21 protein-coding genes and 1 riboswitch are annotated in these 22,156 nt (G+C 71.8%); of the genes, 6 read left to right on the forward strand and 15 right to left on the reverse strand.

Annotated features, from left to right (window positions below):
- Nucleotides 1-43: 43 nt before the first annotated feature.
- Nucleotides 44-493, reverse strand: a complete 450-nt coding sequence (locus FFT10_RS28195) for a high-potential iron-sulfur protein (RefSeq protein ID WP_174246101.1) — start codon at nt 491-493, stop codon at nt 44-46.
- A gap of 263 nt (nt 494-756) precedes the next feature.
- On the opposite strand from FFT10_RS28195, the gene FFT10_RS13130 reads away from it, so the two are divergent.
- Nucleotides 757-3,030: a YgiQ family radical SAM protein gene (locus FFT10_RS13130; RefSeq protein ID WP_137733285.1), complete on the forward strand. Its 2,274-nt coding sequence runs from the start codon at nt 757-759 to the stop codon at nt 3,028-3,030.
- A gap of 4 nt (nt 3,031-3,034) precedes the next feature.
- Here FFT10_RS13130 and FFT10_RS13135 read toward each other — a convergent pair whose 3' ends face one another.
- Nucleotides 3,035-3,451, reverse strand: a complete 417-nt coding sequence (locus tag FFT10_RS13135) for a GNAT family N-acetyltransferase (RefSeq protein WP_137733286.1) — start codon at nt 3,449-3,451, stop codon at nt 3,035-3,037.
- Nucleotides 3,452-3,706: 255 nt separating this feature from the next.
- On the opposite strand from FFT10_RS13135, the gene FFT10_RS13140 reads away from it, so the two are divergent.
- The gene (locus tag FFT10_RS13140; protein ID WP_137733287.1) at nt 3,707-4,909 is read left to right on the forward strand and encodes a YbfB/YjiJ family MFS transporter; all 1,203 of its coding nucleotides are present in this window, start codon (nt 3,707-3,709) and stop codon (nt 4,907-4,909) included.
- A 255-nt stretch (nt 4,910-5,164) separates the two neighbouring features.
- Nucleotides 5,165-6,967: a flavin-containing monooxygenase gene (locus FFT10_RS13145; RefSeq protein ID WP_137733288.1), complete on the forward strand. Its 1,803-nt coding sequence runs from the start codon at nt 5,165-5,167 to the stop codon at nt 6,965-6,967.
- An 8-nt stretch (nt 6,968-6,975) separates the two neighbouring features.
- Here FFT10_RS13145 and FFT10_RS13150 read toward each other — a convergent pair whose 3' ends face one another.
- Both FFT10_RS13150 and FFT10_RS13155 read right to left on the reverse strand, forming a co-directional pair.
- On the reverse strand, nt 6,976-9,492 hold the full coding sequence (locus FFT10_RS13150; RefSeq protein ID WP_137733289.1) for an ATP-binding protein: 2,517 nt from the start codon (nt 9,490-9,492) through the stop codon (nt 6,976-6,978).
- Between the two features lie 2 nt (nt 9,493-9,494).
- The gene (locus tag FFT10_RS13155; protein WP_228027098.1) at nt 9,495-10,604 is read right to left on the reverse strand and encodes a TRAP transporter substrate-binding protein; all 1,110 of its coding nucleotides are present in this window, start codon (nt 10,602-10,604) and stop codon (nt 9,495-9,497) included.
- Nucleotides 10,605-10,711: 107 nt separating this feature from the next.
- Between FFT10_RS13155 and FFT10_RS13160 the strand changes: the two genes are divergently transcribed.
- Both FFT10_RS13160 and FFT10_RS13165 read left to right on the forward strand, forming a co-directional pair.
- Nucleotides 10,712-11,938: a 6-phosphofructokinase gene (locus tag FFT10_RS13160; RefSeq protein ID WP_228027099.1), complete on the forward strand. Its 1,227-nt coding sequence runs from the start codon at nt 10,712-10,714 to the stop codon at nt 11,936-11,938.
- A 4-nt stretch (nt 11,939-11,942) separates the two neighbouring features.
- Complete coding sequence (locus tag FFT10_RS13165) at nt 11,943-12,605, forward strand: class II aldolase/adducin family protein (RefSeq protein WP_137733291.1); 663 nt, start codon at nt 11,943-11,945, stop codon at nt 12,603-12,605.
- Nucleotides 12,606-12,626: 21 nt separating this feature from the next.
- On the opposite strand, the gene FFT10_RS13170 is transcribed toward FFT10_RS13165, so the two are convergent.
- The gene (locus FFT10_RS13170) at nt 12,627-13,025 is read right to left on the reverse strand and encodes a PaaI family thioesterase (protein ID WP_137733292.1); all 399 of its coding nucleotides are present in this window, start codon (nt 13,023-13,025) and stop codon (nt 12,627-12,629) included.
- Nucleotides 13,026-13,101: 76 nt separating this feature from the next.
- A riboswitch (yybP-ykoY riboswitch) is annotated at nt 13,102-13,228 on the forward strand.
- Between the two features lie 107 nt (nt 13,229-13,335).
- Between FFT10_RS13170 and FFT10_RS13175 the strand changes: the two genes are divergently transcribed.
- Nucleotides 13,336-13,911: a TMEM165/GDT1 family protein gene (locus FFT10_RS13175; RefSeq protein WP_137733293.1), complete on the forward strand. Its 576-nt coding sequence runs from the start codon at nt 13,336-13,338 to the stop codon at nt 13,909-13,911.
- A gap of 7 nt (nt 13,912-13,918) precedes the next feature.
- On the opposite strand, the gene soxA is transcribed toward FFT10_RS13175, so the two are convergent.
- The 10 genes from soxA to FFT10_RS13225 all read right to left on the reverse strand — a co-directional run bounded on the left by soxA (nt 13,919) and on the right by FFT10_RS13225 (nt 22,153).
- On the reverse strand, nt 13,919-14,683 hold the full coding sequence (soxA, locus tag FFT10_RS13180; protein ID WP_137733294.1) for a sulfur oxidation c-type cytochrome SoxA: 765 nt from the start codon (nt 14,681-14,683) through the stop codon (nt 13,919-13,921).
- On the reverse strand, nt 14,680-15,021 hold the full coding sequence (locus tag FFT10_RS13185; RefSeq protein ID WP_137733295.1) for a thiosulfate oxidation carrier complex protein SoxZ: 342 nt from the start codon (nt 15,019-15,021) through the stop codon (nt 14,680-14,682). Before FFT10_RS13185 ends, soxA begins: the two co-directional genes overlap by 4 nt.
- Nucleotides 15,022-15,028: 7 nt before the next feature.
- Nucleotides 15,029-15,487: a SoxY-related AACIE arm protein gene (locus FFT10_RS13190; protein ID WP_137733296.1), complete on the reverse strand. Its 459-nt coding sequence runs from the start codon at nt 15,485-15,487 to the stop codon at nt 15,029-15,031.
- A complete protein-coding gene (gene soxX / locus FFT10_RS13195) occupies nt 15,484-15,858 on the reverse strand; it encodes a sulfur oxidation c-type cytochrome SoxX (RefSeq protein ID WP_137733297.1) in 375 nt (124 codons plus the stop codon). Before soxX ends, FFT10_RS13190 begins: the two co-directional genes overlap by 4 nt.
- 7 nt (nt 15,859-15,865) lie before the next feature.
- Nucleotides 15,866-18,055, reverse strand: a complete 2,190-nt coding sequence (locus FFT10_RS13200; protein ID WP_137733298.1) for a xanthine dehydrogenase family protein molybdopterin-binding subunit — start codon at nt 18,053-18,055, stop codon at nt 15,866-15,868.
- 11 nt (nt 18,056-18,066) lie between these two features.
- On the reverse strand, nt 18,067-18,516 hold the full coding sequence (locus FFT10_RS13205) for a (2Fe-2S)-binding protein (protein ID WP_137733299.1): 450 nt from the start codon (nt 18,514-18,516) through the stop codon (nt 18,067-18,069).
- 93 nt (nt 18,517-18,609) lie between these two features.
- Nucleotides 18,610-19,587, reverse strand: coding sequence for a tripartite tricarboxylate transporter substrate binding protein (locus FFT10_RS13210; protein WP_137733300.1), 978 nt, complete (start codon nt 19,585-19,587; stop codon nt 18,610-18,612).
- Nucleotides 19,588-19,674: 87 nt separating this feature from the next.
- Entirely contained in the window at nt 19,675-20,892 is a 1,218-nt protein-coding gene (locus tag FFT10_RS13215) for a cytochrome-c peroxidase (protein WP_137733301.1), read from the reverse strand.
- A complete protein-coding gene (locus tag FFT10_RS13220; protein WP_137733302.1) occupies nt 20,889-21,305 on the reverse strand; it encodes a hypothetical protein in 417 nt (138 codons plus the stop codon). Before FFT10_RS13220 ends, FFT10_RS13215 begins: the two co-directional genes overlap by 4 nt.
- Nucleotides 21,302-22,153, reverse strand: coding sequence for an amidohydrolase family protein (locus FFT10_RS13225; RefSeq protein WP_228027100.1), 852 nt, complete (start codon nt 22,151-22,153; stop codon nt 21,302-21,304). The genes FFT10_RS13220 and FFT10_RS13225 overlap by 4 nt, the downstream gene beginning before the upstream one ends.
- Nucleotides 22,154-22,156 lie beyond the last annotated feature (3 nt).

Genomic DNA, 22,156 nt, shown 5'->3' on the forward strand with positions numbered 1-22,156 from the left:
GGGCTGCCAGGTGCTGCCGGCTGGGCAGGCGGGTCGGGATGGATCAGGCTTTCTTCGCGTAGGCGTTGCACCAGGCCTGGGCGCTGACCTGCCGGCCGGGGTACAGCGGGCACGGGCCGGCGGCGTCGCCCGGCTGGCCGGCGTACAGCGCGCAGTTGCCGCAGGCCTGTCCGGGCTGGTACTTGGGCTGGCTGGCGGCGACCACCTGGCTGGCGTCGGCGGTGTAGGCCAGGGCCTTGGCCGACGGATCCGCGGGATCGACCATGGGCAGGCCGGCGGTTCCGGCGCTGGCCTGGGCCGGTGCCGTGGCCGCGGGCATCTCGGCGGCAGGTGCCGGCGCCGGTGTGGGGGTTGGTGCGGGGGCTGGCGTGGCGGCGGGTTCGGGCGGCTTGGAGCAGGCCGCCAGCAGCGCGATGCCGCCCAGGGGCAGCAGCACGGCAAAGCGTCGGCGCGGCAGGTGGTGCAGGGCGATCGGGCGGTCGGTGGTGGTCATGGCGGATCTTCCGGGGCGGGTGGCGGCGCGGGTGGTGGGGCGGTGTCCGCCGCCCGTGCTGTGCGCACACGGGTCACCGGACGACGGTGTCATGGTTGCCAAACAGGGTGTGGTGCCAGTCTAGGCGGGGCGGGCAATGGCCGCTGTGCGCTGCGGCGCCAAGCGCTTGTCGGACAACAGGCCATGGCTGCACGGGCCGGTGCCCAGCGCCGTTGGCGGTGGCGGGTGACAATCCGGCCCCCGCCGCCGATCCGCCCACCGCCGTGTCCACCGCCACCCCCCGCCAGGAATACGGCCTCGACGCCAAGCCGCTGACCAGCTACCGCCCGTACTGGGCGAAGCGCTTCGGCACCGCGCCCTTCCTGCCCACCAGCCGCGCCGAGATGGACGCGCTGGGCTGGGACAGCTGCGACGTGGTCATCGTCACCGGCGACGCCTACGTTGACCACCCCAGCTTCGGCATGGCGGTGGTGGGCCGGGTGCTGGAGGCGCAGGGCTTCCGCGTCGGCATCATCGCCCAGCCCGACTGGCACAGCGCCGCGCCGTTCGCCGCGCTGGGCCGGCCGAACCTGTGCTTCGGCGTGGCTGCCGGCAACATGGATTCGATGATCAACCGCTACACCGCCGACCGCCGGCCGCGTGGCGACGATGCCTACACCCCGGGCGGTGCGCCCGACAAGCGGCCCGACCGCGCCAGCCTGGTCTACACCCAGCGCTGCCGCGAGGCCTTCGGCGATGTGCCCATCCTGCTGGGCGGCATCGAGGCCAGCCTGCGCCGCATCGCCCACTACGACTACTGGCAGGACAAGGTGCGCCGCGCCATCCTGGTCGATGCCCAGGCCGACCTGCTGCTGTACGGCAATGCCGAGCGGGCGCTGGTGGAGATCGTGCACCGGCTGGCCGCCGGCGAGCCGGTGGATCAGATCACCGAAGTGCGGGGCACGGCCTTCCTGCGGCGTGATGGCGATGCAAGCGCAGCCGGCTGGTTCGAGCTGGACTCGACCGACGTGGACCTGCCCGGCCGCATCGACGACCACATCAATCCGTACCAGACCACCAGCGAAGCGGCGGCCAGCCAGGGTGCCAGTTGCGCGAAGGACGACGCGGCTCCACCCGCCGACCCTGCCGCCCCGCAACCCATCCGCCTGGTGCCCCGCCAGGGCCGGGTGCAGCTGCCCCCGCGCGAGCGCACCGTGGTGCGCCTGCCCAGCTTCGAGCAGGTGAAACGCGATCCGGTGCTCTATGCCCATGCCAACCGCGTGCTGCACCTGGAGACCAACCCAGGCAATGCCCGCGCCCTGGTGCAGGCGCACCTGGTGGGCGGCAAGCCGCGTGACGTGTGGATCAACCCGCCGCCGATCCCGCTGACCACCGCCGAGATGGACCATGTGTTCGGCCTGCCCTATGCGCGCAGCCCGCACCCCAGCTATGCCGACGCCAACGGCCGGCACGACGGCTCGACCAAGATCCCGGCCTGGGAGATGATCCGCTTCAGCGTGAACATCATGCGCGGCTGCTTCGGCGGCTGCAGCTTCTGCTCGATCACCGAGCATGAGGGCCGCATCATCCAGAGCCGCAGCGAAGACTCGGTGATCCGCGAGATCGAGGACATGCGCGACAAGGTGCCCGGCTTCACCGGCATCGTGTCCGACCTGGGCGGCCCCACCGCCAACATGTACCGCCTGCGCTGCAAGAGCACCGCCATCGAGCGCGCCTGCCGCAAGCCCAGCTGCGTGTGGCCCGGCATCTGCCCCAACCTGGGCACCGACCATGCGCCGCTGATCCGCATGTACCGCCGCGCCCGCACGCTGCCGGGTGTCAAGAAGGTGCTGATCGGCTCGGGCCTGCGCTACGACCTGGCGGTGCGCTCGCCCGACTACGTGAAGGAGCTGGTCACGCACCACGTGGGCGGGTACCTCAAGATCGCGCCCGAGCACACCGAGGCCGGGCCGTTGTCCAAGATGATGAAGCCCGGCATCGGCAGCTACGACCGCTTCAAGCAGCTGTTCGACAAGTACAGCGCCGAGGCCGGCAAGCAGCAGTACCTGATCCCGTACTTCATCGCCGCCCACCCGGGCACCAGCGACGAAGACATGATGCACCTGGCGCTCTGGCTCAAGCGCAACGGCTTCCGCGCGGACCAGGTGCAGACCTTCTACCCCAGCCCGATGGCCAGCGCCACGGCGATGTACCACACCGGCCGCAACCCGCTGAAGGGCCTGAGCCGCGATGTCGCCAAGCCCGATGGCACCGAGAAGGTGGATGTCGTGCGCAGCGAGAAGCGCCGCCGCCTGCACAAGGCCTTCCTGCGCTACCACGATGCGGCCGGCTGGCCGCTGCTGCGCGACGCGCTGATGGCCATGGGCCGCGCCGACCTGATCGGCAACGGCAAGAAGCATCTGGTGCCCAGCTACCAGCCGGCGGTGGCTGCGGCATCGCCGGCGGCACCAGCCCGGCCCCGGCGCGGCAGCCTGCTGACCCAGCACACCGGCCTGCCGCCGCGTCCGGGCACCGCACCCCGCCGCAAGCCGCGTTAGGCAGTTACTTGCCGGCCGCCGGGCCACTGGTCCCAGGCGACAGGTCCTTGCCCATCAGGATCCAGTCGCCTTCGTCGTCCGAGCCGGGAAACGGCACGTCGACCCGGCGCTGCCAGGCGGTGAATCCGCAGCGGCTGTACAGCGCGATGGCCCCGGTGTTGGGGCTTTCCACCTGCAGGGCGATGCGCCGGTGCCCGGCCTCGCGGGCGGCCTGGCAGGCACGCGCCACCAGCGCCGGGCCATGGCCCTGGCCGCGGTGTTCCGGGAACAGGGCCACGGCCTGCAGCAGCCAGCAACCCCTGGCGACGCTCTCCAGGTCGATGACCGGGCGCAGTGGCGCGGGCAATTCGTCGAGCGGGGTCGGGTCATCGGCGTCCGCCACCGAAAAGCCGAACAGCGCGCCGATGGTCTGGCCCTGCACCTGCGCCGCGAGGCGGCGTCGAACAACAGGGCCAGGTCAACGCTGTCTTCGGGCTGGCCCGTCCGGAATGTGGGCGTGTGGGCCATGGTGGCGTCCTCCTCGGCAGCCTGCATTCTGGACTGCGGGGTCACAATCGCCAGCCATGCCAGCCCGGGACGAGACCATGAACAAGTACGTCCGCCTGATCGTCGGCGCCGGCGCTGCATCCTGGCCCCGCCAGCCGCATGCGGCGGTGGTGCCCATGGAGGCCCCGGCATGACAGCCGCCGGCCTGCAGCGGCCGTGGCTGGTGCTGGCCGGCCTGGCGCTGGGCGTCACGGTGACCAACGGCTTTGCCCGCTTTGCCTACGGCCTGCTGCTGCCGGCGATGAAGTCCGAGATGGGCTGGACCTACGCCCAGGCCGGCTGGTTGAACACCGCCAACGCGCTGGGCTACATCGGCGGTGCGCTGCTCACCATGCTGCTGATCCGCCACGTGCCGCCCACGCGGCTGTTCGCCTTCGGCGTGGTCACCACCACGCTGGCGCTGCTGGCCACCGGGTTGAACCCGGCGCTGTGGTGGCAGACAGGGTGGCGCATCGCCGCCGGCGTGCTGGGGGCGATGTCGTTTTCCACGGCCGGGGCGCTGGCAGCGGGCCTGTTCCAGGGCGACACACGCCGCAATGCGCTGGCCATCGCGATCCTGTTCGGGACGGGCGGCGGGCTGGGCATCGTGCTGGCGGGCGCGGTGCTGCCGCTGATGCTGCAGGCCCGTGGGGCGGCGTCGTGGCCGCTGGGCTGGGTGCTGATCGGTGGCGCCAGCCTGTGCTGCGTGCCGCTGAGCCTGTGGGCGGCCTTGCAGCTGCGCACGCCGGCGCAAGGCAGCCAGGCCGCCGACGCCGCGCCCCTGCCGCTGCGCCGCATGCTGCCCGAGATGGCCGGCTACGCCGGCTTCGGCCTGGGCTACATCGTCTACCTGACCTTCCTGTCGGCCTGGATGACCGAGCAGCGCGCCAGTGCCGGCTTCATCGCGCTGGTGTGGGTGGTGCTGGGCACCAGCATCTGCCTGTCGCCGTTCGTCTGGCGGCGCGTGCTGGCGCGCCATGCGTCGGGCCGGCCGCTGGCCATGATCCTCCTCTGCATCGCCATCGGGTCGGCGCTGCCGGTGGTGCTGCCCAACGGGCCAGTGCTGCTGGTGTCGGCGGTGGTCTTCGGCCTGTCGGTCTTCATGGCACCCGGCGCGGTGACCAACTTCGCGCGGCAGAACCTGCCGCCGGCGGCCTGGGGCCGCGCCATCAGCCTGTTCACCCTGGTGTTCGCCGTGGCCCAGACCGCCGGCCCCTACGGCGCCGGGCTGGTGGGTGACCTGTCGGGCAACATCGGCGTCAGCCTGCTGGCGGCTGCGGCGCTGCTGCTGGTTGGTGCGGTGCTGGCCTTGCTGCAACGCCCGTTGCAGCAGCCAGGGCCACCGGCGCGGTGACGGGCGCGACGCGCCACGCCTGACGTGTCACACCCTGGGGTGTGACAGCTGTCACGCTGTGACAGCCTGGGTGCCGTTGCTGCATCGCAGCAGGGTTGTGGCCGGATCGCTGGCAACGTGTTGCCACAGTGGGGTTTGCAGCCATGTTGCGCTGCCGCAAGCCCGGGCGCCCTGGGCGCGGCACGCGCTTTGCGCGACAGACCCTGCGCGGCCCCTTGGCCGTTGCACTGTTCAGCACCCCACGGAGACAACACCATGAGCGACACCACCCCCAGCCCGAGCGAACACGCCCAGGCCTGGCTGACCGGCTTCGACAACGCCCTGCAGCGCCGCGATATCGACGCCGCCGTGGCGATGATGGGCGACGACTGCTACTGGCGCGACCTCGTCAGTTTCACCTGGAACATCTGCACCCAGGAGAGCCCCGCCGCCGTGCGCGCCATGCTGGCCGCCCGGCTCGACGACGTGGCGCCGTCGAACTGGCAGCTGATCGGCGACGCCACCACCGCCGACGGCGTGACCGAGGCCTGGTTCACCTTCGAGACCCGGCTGTCGCGCGGCAAGGGCCTGGTGCGCCTGATCAACGGCCGCGCCTGGACCCTGCTGACCACCATGGTCGAACTGAAGGGCCATGAGGAAAAGACCGGCCGCCACCGCGCCGCCGGCGCCGAGCACGGCGTGCACCGCGGCCGCAAGAGCTGGGCCGAGCTGAAGGCCGACGAGGCCGCCAACCTGGGCCACACGGTGCAGCCCGAGGTGGTGGTGATCGGCGGTGGCCAGGGCGGCATCGCGCTGGGCGCGCGGCTGCGCCGGCTGGGTGTGTCGCACATCGTGGTCGAGAAGAACCCGCGCGCCGGCGACAGCTGGCGCAACCGCTACAAGAGCCTGTGCCTGCACGACCCGGTGTGGTACGACCACCTGCCGTACCTGAACTTCCCCGACGACTGGCCGGTGTTCGCGCCCAAGGACAAGATCGGCGACTGGCTGGAGGCCTACGTCAAGATCATGGAGATCAACTACTGGGCGTCCACCACGGCCACGCAGGCGGTGTTCGACGAGGCCAGCCAGACCTGGGCAGTGACGGTGCAGCGCGATGGCCAGACCATCGTGCTGCGGCCCAAGGAACTGGTGATCGCACTCGGCGTCTCCGGCTACCCCAATGTGCCGCAGATCCCCGGCGCCGACACTTTCCTGGGCGACCAGCACCATTCCAGCAAGCACCCCGGGCCCGAGGCCTGCCAGGGCAAGCAGGTGGTGGTGCTGGGCAGCAACAATTCGGCCCACGACATCTGCGCCGCACTGTGGGAGCAGGGCGTGGACGTGACCATGGTGCAGCGCAGCTCCACCCACATCGCGCCATCGGCCAGCCTGATGGAACTGGCCCTGGGCGGCCTGTACAGCGAAGACGCGATCGCCGCCGGCGTGGACCACCACAAGGGCGACCTGATCTTTGCCAGCCTGCCCTACAAGATCATGGCGCCGCTGCAGGTGCCGGTGTACGACGAGATGAAGCGGCGCGACGCCGACCTGTACAACCGGCTGGAGAAGGCCGGCTTCATGCTCGACTTCGGCGTCGACGGCTCGGGCCTGTTCATGAAATACCTGCGCCGTGGCTCGGGCTACTACATCGACGTGGGCGCTTCCGAGCTGGTGGCCAACGGCAGCATCAAGTTGAAGAGCCGCACCACCATCGAGCGCATCAACCCCAGGAGCGTGACGCTGACCGACGGCACCGAACTGCCGGCCGACGTGATCGTGTACGCCACCGGCTACGGGTCGATGAACCAGTGGCTGGCCGGGCTGATCTCACCCGCCGTGGCCGACCGGCTGGGCAAGGTGTGGGGCCTGGGCAGTGACACGCCCAAGGACCCCGGCCCCTGGGAAGGCGAGCTGCGCAACATGTGGAAGCCCACCCAGGTGCCGCATCTGTGGGTGCACGGCGGCAACCTGCACCAGAGCCGGCACTACTCGCAGTTCCTGTCGCTGCAGCTCAAGGCCCGGCTGGCCGGCATCCCGACACCGGTCTACGGGCTGGCGCCGGTGCACCACACCCGCTGATCCCTGGGTCAGACCACGGCGTCCTGCCGGCGGGTCACCACCTGCCGCAGGGCGGCCTGCAGGGCCTGCGCGTCCACGGGCTTCGAGACCACCGCATCCATGCCCGCGGCCAGGTAGCTGCTGCGCTGCTCGGGCATCACATTGGCGGTCATCGCCACGACGGGAATGCGGCCCAGCAGGCCGGGCAGGGCGCGGATGGCGCGGGTGGCGGCCTCGCCATCCATCTCGGGCATCTGGATGTCCATCAGCACCGCATCGTAGTCAGCGGCCTGCACCTGGGCCAGCGCCTCGATGCCGTTGCCCACCACGTCGCAGTGGTGGCCCCAGCCCTCTGCCAGCGCCTTGATCAGGATCTGGTTCACGCCGTTGTCCTCGGCCGCCAGCAGGCGCAACGGCGGCAGCGGGCTGCCATCGGCGCTGTCGGCGTCGGCGCCCTGGCCCGGCCGGGCGGCCGTGTCGGTGCCGGCGGGCGCCAGCGGCAGCACCAGCGCGACGGTGAAGCAGCTGCCCTGGCCCACCGCGCTTTCCACGCTGATGCGGCCGCCCATCAGGTCCACGATCTCGCGGCAGATGGCCAGGCCCAGGCCGGTGCCGCCATAGCGGCGCGCGGTGGAGCTGTCGGCCTGGGTGAAGCGGGTGAACAGCCGGTCCAGCACATCCGGCGCGATGCCGATGCCGGTGTCGCGCACCTGCAGGGTCAGCGCCACCTCGCCGTGGGGCCGCGGCTGGTGCGCCAGCGCCACCGTCACACCGCCGGTCTCGGTGAACTTCAGCGCATTGCCCACCAGGTTGAACAGCACCTGGCGCAGCCGGCTCGCGTCGCCCACCAGCCAGGTGGGCAGGTCAGGGGGCAGCAGCAGTTGCAGGGTGAGGCCGCGGGCTTCGGCGCGCTCTGACAGCAGCGTGACGACGTCGCGCACGGTTTCGCCCAGCTGGAAGGCTTGCAGCTCCAGGTCCATGCGGCCGGCCTCGATCTTGGACAGGTCGAGGATGTCGTTGAGCACCGCCAGCAGGGATTGGCCGGAGCTGCGGATCAGCAGCGCATGCTGGCGCTGGCGCGGGTTCAGCGGGCTGTTGAGCAGCAGGTGGATCATGCCCAGCACACCGTTGAGCGGCGTGCGCATCTCATGGCTCATGGTGGCCAGGAAGCGCGACTTGGCCTCGTTGGCCGCCTCGGCCTGGGCCTTGGCCCGTGACAGCTCCCGCTCCGAGGCGGTGATGTCGCGGTAGACGGCCACGAAGCCACCGTCCGGCGTGGCGCGGCGCACCGTGTCGACGATGCGTCCGCCCGCCACCCGCTGCGGGAAGTTGACATCCGCCTCCTTGTCGACAGCCATGCGCGCAGCCATCCAGTCAGCCCGCTCGGCCTGGGTGCCTTCGGGCATCAGCGCACGGGCGGCAGCCTCGGCCAGCATGCTGTTGTGCACACCCCGGCGCAGCACCGGCGCCAGGTAGGGGAACAGCTCGGTGTAGCGCTGGTTCCAGGTCACCACGCACTGCTGGTTGTCCACCAGCAGCAGGCCATCGTTCATCGATGCCATGGCCTGCTCCAGCGTGCCCTTGGAGGCGGCCAGTTCGGCCTGCGCGCGGGCCTGCCGGCCGATGGCGCCATGCACCAGGGCAGCGGCGGCCAGCAGCATCACGACGAAGCCGCTGGCCAGCAGCAGCACCTGCTGGCGGTAGCCGGCGCCATCGGCCAGGGCCACGTCCAGCCGCAGGCTGGCGGCCAGCATCACGTCGGCGTTCAGCGTGGTGCGCACGGCCAGCAGCGCGGGCGCGCGGTCCAGCCGGCCGGGCGCATGCCAGGCGGTGCCGGTGGCCGAGGCTGCCGCCAGCGGCGGCTGCAGGCGCAGCATGCCCAGGCGCTCGTCGCCGGGCATGCTGGCCAGCAGCGCGCCATCACGGCCCTCCAGGGTCACGGTCAGGCCGGCGATCTCGACCGATTGCGCCGCGATGCCGGCCACCAGCGACACTGGCACCTCGGCCAGCAGCACGGTGTTGGCCGCACCCATGGCCAGGGGCCGGGCGAAGTACAGCGCCGCCTCGGCGGTGATCGGGTTGACGATGGGCGTGCTGATGGCCAGCACCGGCACGCCCGGTGCCAGCACCCGGGCCAGGAAGCCCGGTGGCAGCGTGGGCACCTGGCGCAGGCTGCTCTCCTGGCCGGCGGCCAGCACCTGGCCGTCGGCGTCCAGCAGCAGCACATCGCGCAGCTGCAGGTTCTGGCGCACCACCTGGGCCAGCAGCCGGCTGCGCTGCTGGCGGGCCTGGGCGGGGTCGGCCTCGCCGAGGTCGTCCAGCGGCTCGGCCAGGCCGGCCAGCAGCATGTCGATGCCCATGAAGCTGCGGTTGATCGCCGCCTCGGCGCCGGCCATGAAGCGGGTGAGCCGGGCCTCGCCCTGGGCCTGCGCCTCCGCCCGCTGGCTGCGCAGCAGGCTGGCAGCGGTGAACAGCACGGCCAGCACGAACAGGCCGGCCACACACCACAGGGCCCACAGCGTGCGGCGTTCAGGGCCTCCGGCCATGGTCAGCGGGCGGTGGCGGGGCCCAGGCGCACCCCCACCACCGGCGCGAGGCTGCTGTTCCAGGCATCGGTGCAGGGCGGACCGCAGCGCGCGGCCAGGCGTGGCAGCAAGGTGTCGGCCAGCAGGCTGCGCAGCTGGGCGCGGTCGCCCGCCGTGGGCGTGACCAGGGTCATGCGGCCGCGCTGGGCCGGCTTGCAGGCGGTGCTGCCGGTGTTGCAGGCGATGCCCTCGCCGGTCTCGCGGTCGGCGTCGGCCCAGATCGCCTGCTCCAGCTGCGCCAACTCCCGCTGCAGCAGCTGCCGCACATCGGCCGGCAGCCCGGTCCAGGCCGCCTTGTTGGCCGCGAACAGCGACAGCCCCCAGGTGATGGGCAGCGCATGCATGTGGCTGGTGGCCTGGTGCAGGCCGATGGTGTTGCCCGACATGGTGCCGGTGATGGCGCAGTCGAGCTGGCCCGCGCGCAGCCTGGGCAGCAATTCGGCAAAGGGTGCCAGCACCGGCACGGCGCCCAGCGCTTCGATGAAGTCCGCCTGCGGTGCCGATGACACCCGCACCCGCCGCCCCGCCAGATCACCGAGCGTGGCAAAGGCCTGCTGGCAGAACAGCACCTGGGCCGGATAGGCGTACAGCGCCAGCAGTTCCACACCATGGGCCTGCCGCAGGTGGGCCGCCAGCACCGGGCGGTAGGCGGCCACGGCGCGGCGCAGCGTGCCCATGTCGGGGTTGGCGCCGGGCAGGTCGGTCAGGCCCACCAGCGGGTCTTCGGCGACGGTCAGGCTCAGCAGCGCGGTGCCGAACGGCACCACGCCCAGGCGCAGCAGGCGCAGCATGTCCTGGCCACGGATGCCGGCACGGTCGAACGGCTGGATCTCGGCCCGCACCCGCCCGTTGGTCAGGGCGGGCAGTTGGCGGGTCCAGAACGGTTCTTCCTGCTGCGTGAACTGGTTGACGCTGGCCAGGCCGCCGACGATGCGCAGCTGCAACGGCGGCGCCTCGCCAGCGGGCGCCTGCGCAGCGGCCCCGGCCGGCGCGCCGCCCAACCCGGCCACCACGGCCAGGGCCCAGCCGCAGGCGCGCAGGCGCCGCCAGCCGGTGGCCGACGCAGTTGGCAAGGGCGGGTGTGGGGCCATCTGGAACCGGGAGTCTGCGACAGTCGCTACCCTAGCAGGGCCGGCCAGCGCCACGGCCGGGATCACCCACCAGAAACAGGAGCTTTCTCTTGACCTCGAACCTGCAGAAGATCCTGGTCGCCCAGGGCGGCGGCCCCACCGCGGTGATCAACCAGAGCCTGGTGGGCGTGGTGCTGGAGGCCCGCCGCCACAAGGGCATCGACCGCGTCTATGGCGCCCGCCACGGCGTGCGCGGCATCGTCGACGAGGACTTCGTCGACCTGACACAGGAGACCAGCCACAACCTGGAGCTGGTGGCCGCCACGCCGGGCTCGGCCCTGGGCAGCACCCGCGACAAGCCCGACCTGGCTTACTGCGAGCGCATCTTCCGGGTGCTGCGGGCGCATGGCATCGGCCACTTCTTCTACATCGGCGGCAATGATTCGTCGGACACGGTGCGCATCGTCAGCCAGCAGGCGCAGGCCGCCGGCTACCCGCTGCGCTGCATCCACATCCCCAAGACCATCGACAACGACCTGGTCGGCAACGACCACACACCGGGCTTTCCCAGCGCGGCGCGCTTTGTGGCCCAGGCCTTTGCCGGCGCCAACCTCGACAACGCGGCGTTGCCGGGCGTGTACCTGGCGGTGGTGATGGGCCGCCATGCCGGCTTCCTGACGGCGGCCAGCGCGCTGGGCAAGAAGTTCCCAGACGACGGCCCGCACCTGATCTACCTGCCCGAGCGCACCTTCGTGCTGGAGCAGTTCCTGGCCGACGTGCAGGCCATGCAGCGGCGCCACGGCCGCTGCGTCATCGCCGTCAGCGAGGGCATCCACGATGCCAGCGGCGCGCCCATCCTGGCCCAGCTGGCGCAGGACCTGGAGCGCGATGCCCACGGCAATGTGCAGCTGTCGGGCACCGGCGCGCTGGCCGATCTGCTGTGCGCCGAGATCAAGCAGAAGCTGGGCATCCAGCGGGTGCGTGGCGACACCTTCGGCTACCTGCAGCGCAGCTTCATCGGCTGCGTCAGCGATGTCGACCAGCGCGAGGCCCGCGAGGTGGGCGAGAAGGCGGTGCAGTTTGCGATGTGGGGTGACCGGGATGGCTCGGTGGCCATCCAGCGCACCGGCTACTACAGCGCCGACTACAGCCTGCTCCCGCTGGATGCCGTCGCCGGCCAGACCCGGGTGATGGACGACGCCTTCATCAGCCCCAGCGGCACCGACGTGACCGATGCCTTCCGCCTGTACCTGCGGCCGCTGCTGGGCTCGGGTCTGAGCGATGCCTACCGCCTGCGGCCCGCGCCGGTGGCCAAGGTGCTGCACAGCGGGGGGTGATGCCATGGACCACGCCGACCTGCGCCAGCAACTGGTGCGCCATGCCAACCGCCTGCAGCCGATGGGGCTGGCCACCGGCACCTCGGGCAATCTCAGCGTGCGGGTGGACGGCGGCATGCTGATCACGCCCAGCGGCATCGCCTACGACACGCTGCAGCCCGACGACATCGTGCCGGTGCAGTTCACCGGCTCGGGCACCGCCACCTGGCAGCATCCGCTGGACCCGAGCAGCGAATGGGCGATGCACCAGGCCGTCTACCAGGCCCGGCCCGAGGCCGGTGCGGTGGTGCATGGCCACCCCACCTACGCCACGGTGCTGGCCATCCAGGGGCTGGAGATCCCGGCGCTGCACTACATGATCGCCGCCGCCGGCGGCGCGCCGATCCGCTGCGCGCCGTACCACACCTACGGCACGGCGGCGCTGTCGGCCGCGGCGGTGGTGGCGCTGGAAGGCCGCAAGGCCTGCCTGCTGGAACACCACGGCCTGCTGGCATTCGAGCACAACCTGGACAAGGCCATGTGGCTGGCCGGCGAGGTGGAGACGCTGGCCCAGCAGATGGTGATGTGCCGCAGCCTGGGCGGCCCGCGGGTGCTGCCGGATGCCGAGATCGCGGTGGTGGTCGACAAGTTCAGCCGCTACGGGCTGAAGAGCCGCGCGCCGCGCTGAGGCGCCTGCGCCGCCAGGCGCTCACATGATGAGTTGGGTCTGGGTGACCACGGCGCAGAGCTTGCCCTGGTCGTTGCGGATCATCGTCTGCCACACCTGGGTGGTGCGGCCGCGGTGCAGGGCGATGCTCTCGCCGGTGACGGTGCTGCCCACCTTGGCACCGGCGATGAACTTGGTGCTGCTGTCGGTGGTGGTGGTGCGCTGGCCGTCGGTCAGGTTCACCACCGTGCCCACCGCGCCCAGGGTGTCGGCAAACGCCATGTAGGCGCCGCCGTGCAGGATGCCACCGCCGGTGCACAGGTCGGGCCGCACCGCCATCGTGGCCACGATGCGGTCGGGCGCGACGCTGGTGAGCGTCACGCCCATCAGGCCAGGGAACAGGGGGGTCAGCATCGCCTGCACGGCAGCGGCATCCAGCATGGGGGTGTCTCGTGGTTGGAATGGGTGGGTGGTGTGTCAGCGGATCGACAGCAGCGGCCGGTACACTGGCGGCTGCTGTCCTGTCATTGGGGAGTAGCCGCCCGGCCACTGTGCGTGGTGTCGGGGCGGGCGTCAACACACTTGGCCGCGGGCTTGCCCGCATCCCGCGGGATCCTGGCCATGGCGCCCGCAGCACCGCAGCCCGCCCGGGTTGTGTGCCTGGCAAGACCTTTGACCGCGCTGCCTCCGCCGTGGGCCGGGGGGCGGCGTGGTCATCGGTGTTCCTGCCGGCCCCCTGAAAGTCTGTTCCATGGAAGCCTTCCTCGTCTCCACCGGCATCGTCGCGCTCGGAGAAATGGGCGACAAGACCCAGCTGCTGGCCCTGTTGCTGGCCGCGCGGTTCCGCAAGCCTGTGCCCATCGTGCTGGGCATCCTGGTGGCCACGCTGGCCAACCATGCCATGGCCGGCGCGCTGGGCGGCCTGCTGGCCGCCTGGATGGGGCCGCAGTGGCTGCGCTGGGTGATCGGCATCTCGTTCCTGGCGATGGCGGTGTGGATGCTGGTCCCCGACAAGCTCGACGATGTCGAGACCGAAGGCGGCAGCCGCCGGCTGGGCGTGTTCGGCACCACGGTGGTGGCCTTCTTCCTGGCCGAGATGGGCGACAAGACCCAGATCGCCACGGTGGCGCTGGCCGCGCGCTACACCGACCTGCTGGCCGTGGTGACCGGCACCACGCTGGGCATGATGCTGGCCAATGTGCCGGCGGTGCTGCTGGGCGACCAGATCGCCAGGCGGGTGTCGATGAAGCTGGTGCACGGCATCGCCGCGGCCATCTTCGCGGTGCTGGGCGTGCTGACGCTGCTGAACGTCGGCCAGCTGCTCTGACGGGGCCTCAGGGCCGCACCGCCGGCGTCTCCACCGGCATGCCGGCGGCGCGCTGTGCCAGGTGGGCTTCCAGCGCCAGCCACGCCGGCGCATCGGCGGCCCAGGGCTCGGCCCGCACACCCACCACGCAGCCGCGCAGCCGGCGCTGCAGGCTGCCCAGGGCCTGCCATTCCAGCCGGTAACTGGGGTAGCCGGTGGCATGGCCCTGCGGGATGACGGCGCCGCCCAGGCGCTGACCGGCGCGCTGGTCATGGCAGTGCAGACAGGCCAGGTTCAGCTGGCCCAGGCGCTGCTGCCACAGCAGCTGGCCCTGCTGGCGCAGCGGTGCCAGGCGGGCATCGTCGGGCGGCGCCAGCGGCTGGCCGCGTGACTGCAGGCCCACATAGGCCGACAGCGCCAGCAGGTCGGCATGCTCCACCGGCAGCGCCGCGGCCTGCTGGTGGCGGCTGCGGCAGGCGTTGATGCGGCCGGCCAGGTTCAGCGCGCCGCCGCTGGCAGCATCCCAGGCGGGATAGCGGGCGGCCACGCCTGCCATGCTGCGCGATGCGTCGCCATGGCAGTCGGCGCAGCGCTTGCCGCTGGTGCCGGCCGGGCTGCGCCACAGCTGCTCGCCGTCCTGCACCCACAGCATGGCCGGGTTCTGGCCATCGTCGCGCTGCAGTGCCTGCAGCGCCGGGCCCATGAACGTCAGCCCGGAGCGGCGGCCGTCGTCGGCGGTGGCTGGCAGGGCCAGCATCGCCAGGGCCAGCAGCGCGGCACTTCGCCGGTTCATGCCGGCGTGATGGCCCGCGTCTCGCGGTGCTGGAAGCCCCAGTCGCCGGTCCATTCGAAGCTGAGCGTGCCCGGCCCGTCGGCACGCAGCCAGAAGGCCAGGTAGGGGTTGGCGGCGATGGCGCTGTACAGGTCGGCGCCGAACACCAGCTGGCCATCGAGCCGGCATTCGAAGCGGGTGACGATGTTGCGCGGCACCACGTTGCCGTAGCCGTCGTGGCGCAGGCCGTTCTCCATCGGATGGGCCAGCGTCACCCGCAGCTCGGCCGGCTGGCCGCGGCGCAGGCTGTCCAGGCCGTGGATCAGGGTGCGCACGCGGGGGGCGGGGGTGTCGGCCATGCGGTGTTCAGGGTTCGATGCAGGCAGCCAGCGTCACCAGCACGTCGACATGGTGCGACCACTGGCTGCCATCGCGCATGCGCGCCAGCGCCACCAGTTGCTGCGAGGTGGCCAGCCGGATGCGCGTCTGCACCTGGGCCATGCCGCTGGCCGGCGACAGGCTGAAGCGCGCCACATCCCGCTGCGGATTGCGCTCGTTGAAGACCACGATCTCGACCACATGGTCAGCCGCAGTCATCGGGCTGTCGACCTGCACCCGGATCGGCACCGCGTTGCCGTTCTCCACCAGCGGCGCCACGTCCAGCAGCACCCGGCCTTCGGTGATGGGCCGGCCGCCGGCCCACTGCCGTTCCACCGCCTGCAGGGTGGGCGCGGCCGACACCGCGGCCACCGGCCGGATCTGCAGCGCGAGGCCCAGGCCGGCGGCCGCACACAGGATCTGGCGGCGGGGCAGCAGCAGATTCATCGCAGCGTGGCCAGCCAGGCCACCACGTCGTCGATCTGGGCGTCGGTCAGCAGCGGCTTGCCGCGCTGGGCGGCGGCCACCTGCTGCAACCCGGTGCTGCGGCCGTAGGCGGGCATCACCGTCTCGGGGTTGAACTGCTCCGGCGCCACCAGGCGCTGCCGCAGCGTGGCGGCGTCCAGCCGGCTGCCGACGCCGGCCAGCGGCGGTCCGATGGTGCCCTGCAGCGCCGGGTTCTGCCCCGGCATGGCATGGCACAGCACGCACAGGCCCTGGCTGCGGTGCAGCGCGATGGCCTCGCCACGCGCCGCATCGCCCTGGGCCAGGGCGGCCGGCGCCGCGGTGGCGGCCAGGGCCAGCAGGGCCAGGTGCATGTCGGGGTCAGGCCTGCTTCAGGTTCTGGTTCTTGATCGGCAGGTCGCGGATGCGCCGGCCAGTGGCGGCAAAGATGGCGTTCAGCACCGCCGGCGCCGCCACCGCGATGGTGGGCTCACCCACCCCGCCCCAGAACCCGCCCGAGGGCATCACGATGGTCTCGACCTTGGGCATCTGGGCCATCAGCAGCACCGGGTAGTTGTGGAAGTTGGTCTGCACGAAGCGGCCGTTTTCCAGCGTGCATTCACCCAGCAGCGCGGCCGACAGGCCGTAGGCGAACGAGCCTTCCACCTGGGCCTCGATCTGCTGCGGGTTCACCGCATGGCCACAATCGGTGGCGGCGACGATGCGGTGCACCGTCAGCTCGCCATCCTTGCTGACCGAGACCTCCGCGCAGGCCGCCACATAGCTGCCGAAGCCCATGATCTGTGCCAGCCCGCGGTGCACTGCCTGGCCGTTGACCGGCTTGGCCGGCGTGCCCCAGCCGGCGCGCTGGGCGGCGGCGTTCAGCACCGCCAGGTGCTTCGGGCTGCCGGCCAGCAGCTTCTGGCGCAGGGCCAGCGGGTCCTGCTTGGTGGCATGGGCCACCTCGTCGAGGAAGCACTCCAGGTAGACCGCGTTCTGGTTCAGGTTCACGCCACGCCAGAAGCCCGGCCGCACCGGCGGGTTGCGCATCGCATGGTCGATCAGCAGGTTGGGGAAGGCATAGCCCAGCGCGCCCTCGGTGCCGCCCTTGTTCAGCCCCTGGAACACCACCGGGTCCAGCCCGTCGCGCATGTTCTGCGGGAACAGCCCGGCCAGGATGGACTGGCCCGAGATGCGCATGTGCAGCGCGGTGAGTTGGCCCTGCGCGTCCACCCCGGCCTTCAGCTTGCACTGGGTGACCGGGTGGTAGAAGCCGTGCTGCATGTCCTCTTCGCGGCTCCAGACCAGCTTGACCGGCGTGCCCGGCATGGCCTTGGCGATGGCCACCGCCTGGCGCACCCAGTCGGTGGCGCCGCGCCGGCCGAAGCCGCCGCCCAGGTGGATCTTGTAGACCTCGCACTGCGCAGCGGGCAGGCCGGCGGCCTCGGCGGTGGCGGCCAATGCGGCCTCGCCGTTCTGGGTGGGGGTCCAGACCTCGCAGCGCTCGGGCGTCCAGCGGGCGGTGGCGTTCATCACCTCCATGCAGGCATGGTTCTGGTACGGAAAGCTGTAGACCGCCTCGATGGTGCGGGCGGCGCCGGCCAGCGCCTCCTTCGCCTGGCCGTTGGTGTGGCCGACCAGGCCCTCGGGCGCGTCCAGCCCGGCCTTCAGCATCTGGGCGATGGCGGCGCTGTCCAGCTTGGCGTGCGGGCCCTCGTCCCACACGATGGGCAGTGCATCCGCCGCCTTCTTGGCCCGCCACCAGGTGGTGGCCACCACCGCCACCGCGGTGTCGCTCACCTGCACCACCTGCTTGACGCCGGGCAGCCCCATCACTGCCTTGGCGTCGAAGGACTTGAGCTTGCCGCCGACGATGGGGCAGTCGCGGATGGCGGCGTTGAGCATGCCGGGCAGTTGCAGGTCCATGCCGTAGACCTGGGCGCCGGTGGTCTTGGCCACGGTGTCCAGCCGCAGCACCGATTGACCGGCCAACGTCCAGGTCTTGGGGTCCTTCAGCGGCACCTCGGTGGGCGGCGTCAGCTTGGCGGCCGCAGCGGCCACCGTGCCGTAGGTGGTACGCCGGCCGCTGGCGGCATGGGTGATCACGCCCTTCTCGGCCTGGCATTGTGCGGCCGGCACGCCCCAGCCGTCGGCCGCGGCCTGCACCAGCATCATGCGGGCGGCGGCGCCGCCCTTGCGCACGTAGTCGTGCGATTCCCGCACGCCGCGGCTGCCGCCGGTGCTGAAGTTGCCCCAGGCACGCTGGCGCGCCAGGTTCTGGCCGGGTGTGGGGTATTCGGTGGTGACGCGGGCCCAGTCGCATTGCAGCTCCTCGGCCACCAACTGGGCCAGGCCGGTCAGCGTGCCCTGGCCCATCTCGCTGCGGGCGATGCGGACCACCACGGTTTCATCAGGCTTGATCTGCACCCAGACATTGATCTCGGGCGCCGTGCCCTGGCTCTGCGCCATCGGTACATGGAAGCCCAGCATCAGCCCGCCGGCAGCGGCGCTGCTGGTGGCCAGGAAACGGCGGCGGGCCGGCGAGCGGGGGGTGGTCGTGGTGGTGGTCATGGCCGCGTCCCTCATGCCTTGCTCACCATCATGATCGCGGCCTGCACCCGGTTGTAGGTGCCGCAGCGGCAGATGTTGGTGATGTTCTCGCGCACCTCGGCCTCGGTGGGGCGGGGCTTGCTCTTGAGCAGCGCGGCGGCCGCCATCAGCATGCCGCTCTGGCAGAAGCCGCATTGCGGCACGTCCAGCGCCACCCAGGCCTTCTGCAGCGGGTGCTGGCCGTCGGGCGACAGGCCCTCGATGGTGGTGATCTTCTGCCCCGGCTCGACGCTGGCGACCGGCCGCACGCAGCTGCGGGTGGGCACGCCGTCGATGTGCACGGTGCAGGCGCCGCACTGGGCGACGCCGCAGCCGTACTTGGTGCCGGTCAGGCCGAGTTGCTCGCGCAGCACCCACAGCAGCGGGGTGTCGGGTTCGGCATCGTGCGTGCGCACCTGGCCGTTGACGTTCAGGCTGGACATCCGGGGCTCCTGATCTGGATCAAGACCCCGATGATGCGATGCCTGCGCCTGCCCGCCCATGCGGGCAGACCAGCAGCCCGCGTGGCCGCGGGGTTACTTGGCCAGCAGGTCCAGCCGCTCGATCAGCTTGCGCTCCTTCACCAGGGTCTCGCGGGCCCAGGCGGCGTAGTCGGCGCTGTTCTTGTACCAGACCGGCTGGTTCAGCTGGTCCAGCACCGCCAGGTGCTGCGGGTCGTCCATGGCCTTCCTGAAGGCATCGTGCAGGGTCTTCACCACCGCCGGGTCCATGCCCTTGGGGCCGACCAGGCCGTAGGGCGAGTTGGCCACCACGTTGTAGCCCAGTTCCTTGGCGGTGGGCACGTTGGGATAGCGCTTCATGCGCTGGTCGCCGAAGCTCACCAGCAGGCGCATCTGGCCGGCGTCGACGAACTTGTCCCAGCCGGTGGCGTCGCTGGCGGCCATCACATGGCCGCCCAGCAGGGCCTGCATCTGGTCGGCATTGCCCTTGAACGGGATGTGGTTGAGCTGCACGCCGGCGGCGTCGGACACTTCCTCGATCAGCAGGTGCGGACTGGTGCCGGTGCCGGTGGAGCCGAAGTCGATCTTGCCCGGCGCCTTGCGGGCGGCCTCGATGTAGTCCTTGAAGGTCTTGTACGGCGAATCGGCGCGCACCACGAAGCCGAAGCTGTAGCCGGTGACGCCGAGGATGAAGCTGAAGTCGTTGATCGGGTGCCAGGCGGTCTTCTGCATGTGCGGGATGCGCAGCATGCCCATCGGGTACTGGGCGATGGTGTAGCCGTCGGGCCGGCCCTGCAGGCCCAGGTTGCCGGGGCCGTTGGTGCCGCCACCACCGGGCTGGTTGTTGATGATGATCGGCTGGCCCAGGTGCTTGCTGGCGATCTCGGCCAGGGCGCGCAGGTGGCGGTCGGTGCTGCCACCGGCGGGCCAGGGCACGACCAGGGTGATGGCGCGGCTGGGATAGGTGTCGGCGCGGGCCGGGCCGGCGGCGGGCAGGGTGGCGGCCAGGGCGGCCAGGGTCAGCTGGCGGCGGCGGGAATCGAAGGCGGGCATGCGGAATCCGGAAACAGGGGAGGGCGCACTTTAGGGGGTGCCGGCGCGGCTGTCAGTCGCTCCTCGGACAGGGGCCGAGGCAGCCGGTCAACGGCAAGGCGCCGGGGGCTGCAGCGAGGCCGCGGTGGCGCCGCCATCCAGGCTGTGCAGGAAGGCCAGAAGGTCGGCCCGCTCGCTGCCGCGCAGCTGCAGCGGCTTCAGGATCTGCTCGCCGTCGGCATGCAGCCGGTCGGGGCTCAAGGTGTCGTAGTGGTCGACCACGTCGGCCAGCGTGGCCTTCTGGCCATCGTGGAAGTAGGGCGCCGTCTGGGCCACATGGCGCAGGCTCGGCACCTTGAACTCGCCGAAGTTGCGGTGCTGGGCCAGCACATGGCGGGTCTTCAGCGCCGGGTCATCGGCGCCGGCCGGTGGGCGATCGGCCTCCGGCCCCAGCAGGTTGTGCCGGTTGGCCAGCAGCGCGGCAATGCCGCGATGGCGGCCGGGGTCGACCACGCCGGGACGGCTGAAGAACAGCGCGCCGATGTCACCGAACTCGCCGTTGGAGAACAACGGCCCGGCATGGCAGGTGCTGCAGTTGCCGCGGCCGATGAAGATCCGCAGCCCGCGCTGTGCCGCCAGCGGGTAGCGGGCGGCCGCCACCCGGTCGCCGCGGACCAGGGCATCGCGGAAATCGTCGAATGCGGTGCGCCGGCTCTGCAGCGTGGCCACGTAGGCGCCCAGGGCCTTGGCCAGCGGCACCAGCACCGTTGGCGGGTCGGGGGTGGTGTCGGTCGGCACGGCGCCGTGGGCGTGGCGCCAGCGGCAGGCCAGCTGGGCATCGCTGCGCAGCAGGCCTGCCAGCCGCGCCGGGTCGGCGCCCATCTCCTGCGGGTGCAGCAGCGGCTGCAGGGCCTGCGCCCACAGGCTGTCGAAGGCGCCGTCCCAGCCCCACCAGCGCTGCTGGGCGGCGTTCAGCAGCGTGGGCGTGTGGCGGTCCAGCGGTGTGTCGGCCGCGCCGCCAGGCTGGCTGCGGCCCAGGGCGCGCGGCCGGCCATCGGTGAAGCCACGGTGCGGCACATGGCAGCTGGCGCAGGCCAGGTTGCCGCCCGCCGACAGCCGCGGCTCGAAGAACAGCGCCCGGCCCAGGGCGATGGCCGCCGGCCGGCCGCTCTGGGCATTGCCGGGGTCGCGCGCCGGTGCGGGCGGCCAGGGGCCGTGCGACAGGATGCGGGCCCGCTCGTCGTCACTGAAATCCAGCAGCGCTGCCGGCACTGCCGGTGCCACCAGGCCAAGCAGCGCCATGGCCAGCCAGCGCCGCAGGCTCATCGCAGGTCGATCTCGCGGCTGAGCCGGCGCGCCGGCTGGCCGTTGGCAGCCGGCAGGTCGAACAGCAGGCGCCAGCGGCCGGCCATGTGGAACAGCAGCCCTTCGACGCGGAAGCGGCCGTCACCCAGCGCGGTGACGGTGGTGCGGTAGTTCATGCCATGGCGGTGGGCCGGCATGTCGGCATCGACCACCAGCGTGGCCGGCAGCGGCTGGCCGGCCGCCGGGCAGACGACGATGTCCAGCGCGAAATGCCGGCCCAGCGGCAGCGGCGCCGGGCGCGCCGCAAACGCCAGCTGCAGGCCATCGGCCTCGGCCAGCAGGCGGTGGGCAGCGGGCAGGCTGTCGCCGCACGCGGCCTGGGCGGTGGCGCCGGCCAGCACCAGCGCCAGCATGGCGGTGCCGCGGCGGCTCACACCTTGGCGCCCCGCACCGCCTGCACCAGGGCCACCCCGTTGCGCCAGCCGATGGCCTCGGCCACCGGCGCCGGCAGGCTGGCCAGCCAGCCGCGTGAATAGCTGGCATGGCCGGTGATGTAGTGCCAGCGCTCGGGCGTGAAGGTGTCGGTGCCGATCATGAAGCGGTCGGGGAACTCGGTGAAGGCCTCGCGCCAGCCGGGGTCGACCTGGCTGCCGGTGGCGTGGTCGCCGCGGAAGGCCAGGTCGCACCACAGCCGCGGATGGCGGCGCAGCACCTCGCGCACCTTCTCGGGCCGGTCGAAGCCGGAGTGCGCCCACAGCACCCGGGCCTCGGGCCACTGTTTCAGCAGGCGTTCGATGCAGTCGACATCGCTGTGGGCATGCAGCAGCAGGCCACGCTCCTTGGCCAGTGCCACCATGCGGCGCGGCACCGGCAGGTCGGCATCGGCACCGTAGAGGTGGAACTCGCCGACGCCGACGTAGCGGTACTTCGCCAGCCGCTCTTCCAGGTAGCCGACCACGCTGGCATCGTTCATCCAGCTGCCGATCTCGCCGCGGCTGCGGTAGGGCCGCAGCTCGGGCACGATCAGATCCGGTGCCTCGGCGGCCAGCAATTGCGTGCCCTGGTCGTTGGAGCTGGAGACCAGCGCGCCGCGCAGCCCCGCCTGGCGGAGGATGGCCACCGCCTGCTTGGGCGGCACCAGGTCCCAGGCGTCGTGGCTGTAGTGGATGTGGGCGTCGAACAGCGGCAGCTCCGGCGCGGCACGCACGGTGCCGCCGGCCAGTGCCGCAGCGGCCGCCAGCCAGCCCTGGAAGCCGCGGCGGGTGAGGGGGGTGGATTCCATGGG

The organism is Pseudaquabacterium pictum (assembly GCF_005403045.1).
Lineage (GTDB): Bacteria > Pseudomonadota > Gammaproteobacteria > Burkholderiales > Burkholderiaceae_C > Pseudaquabacterium > Pseudaquabacterium pictum.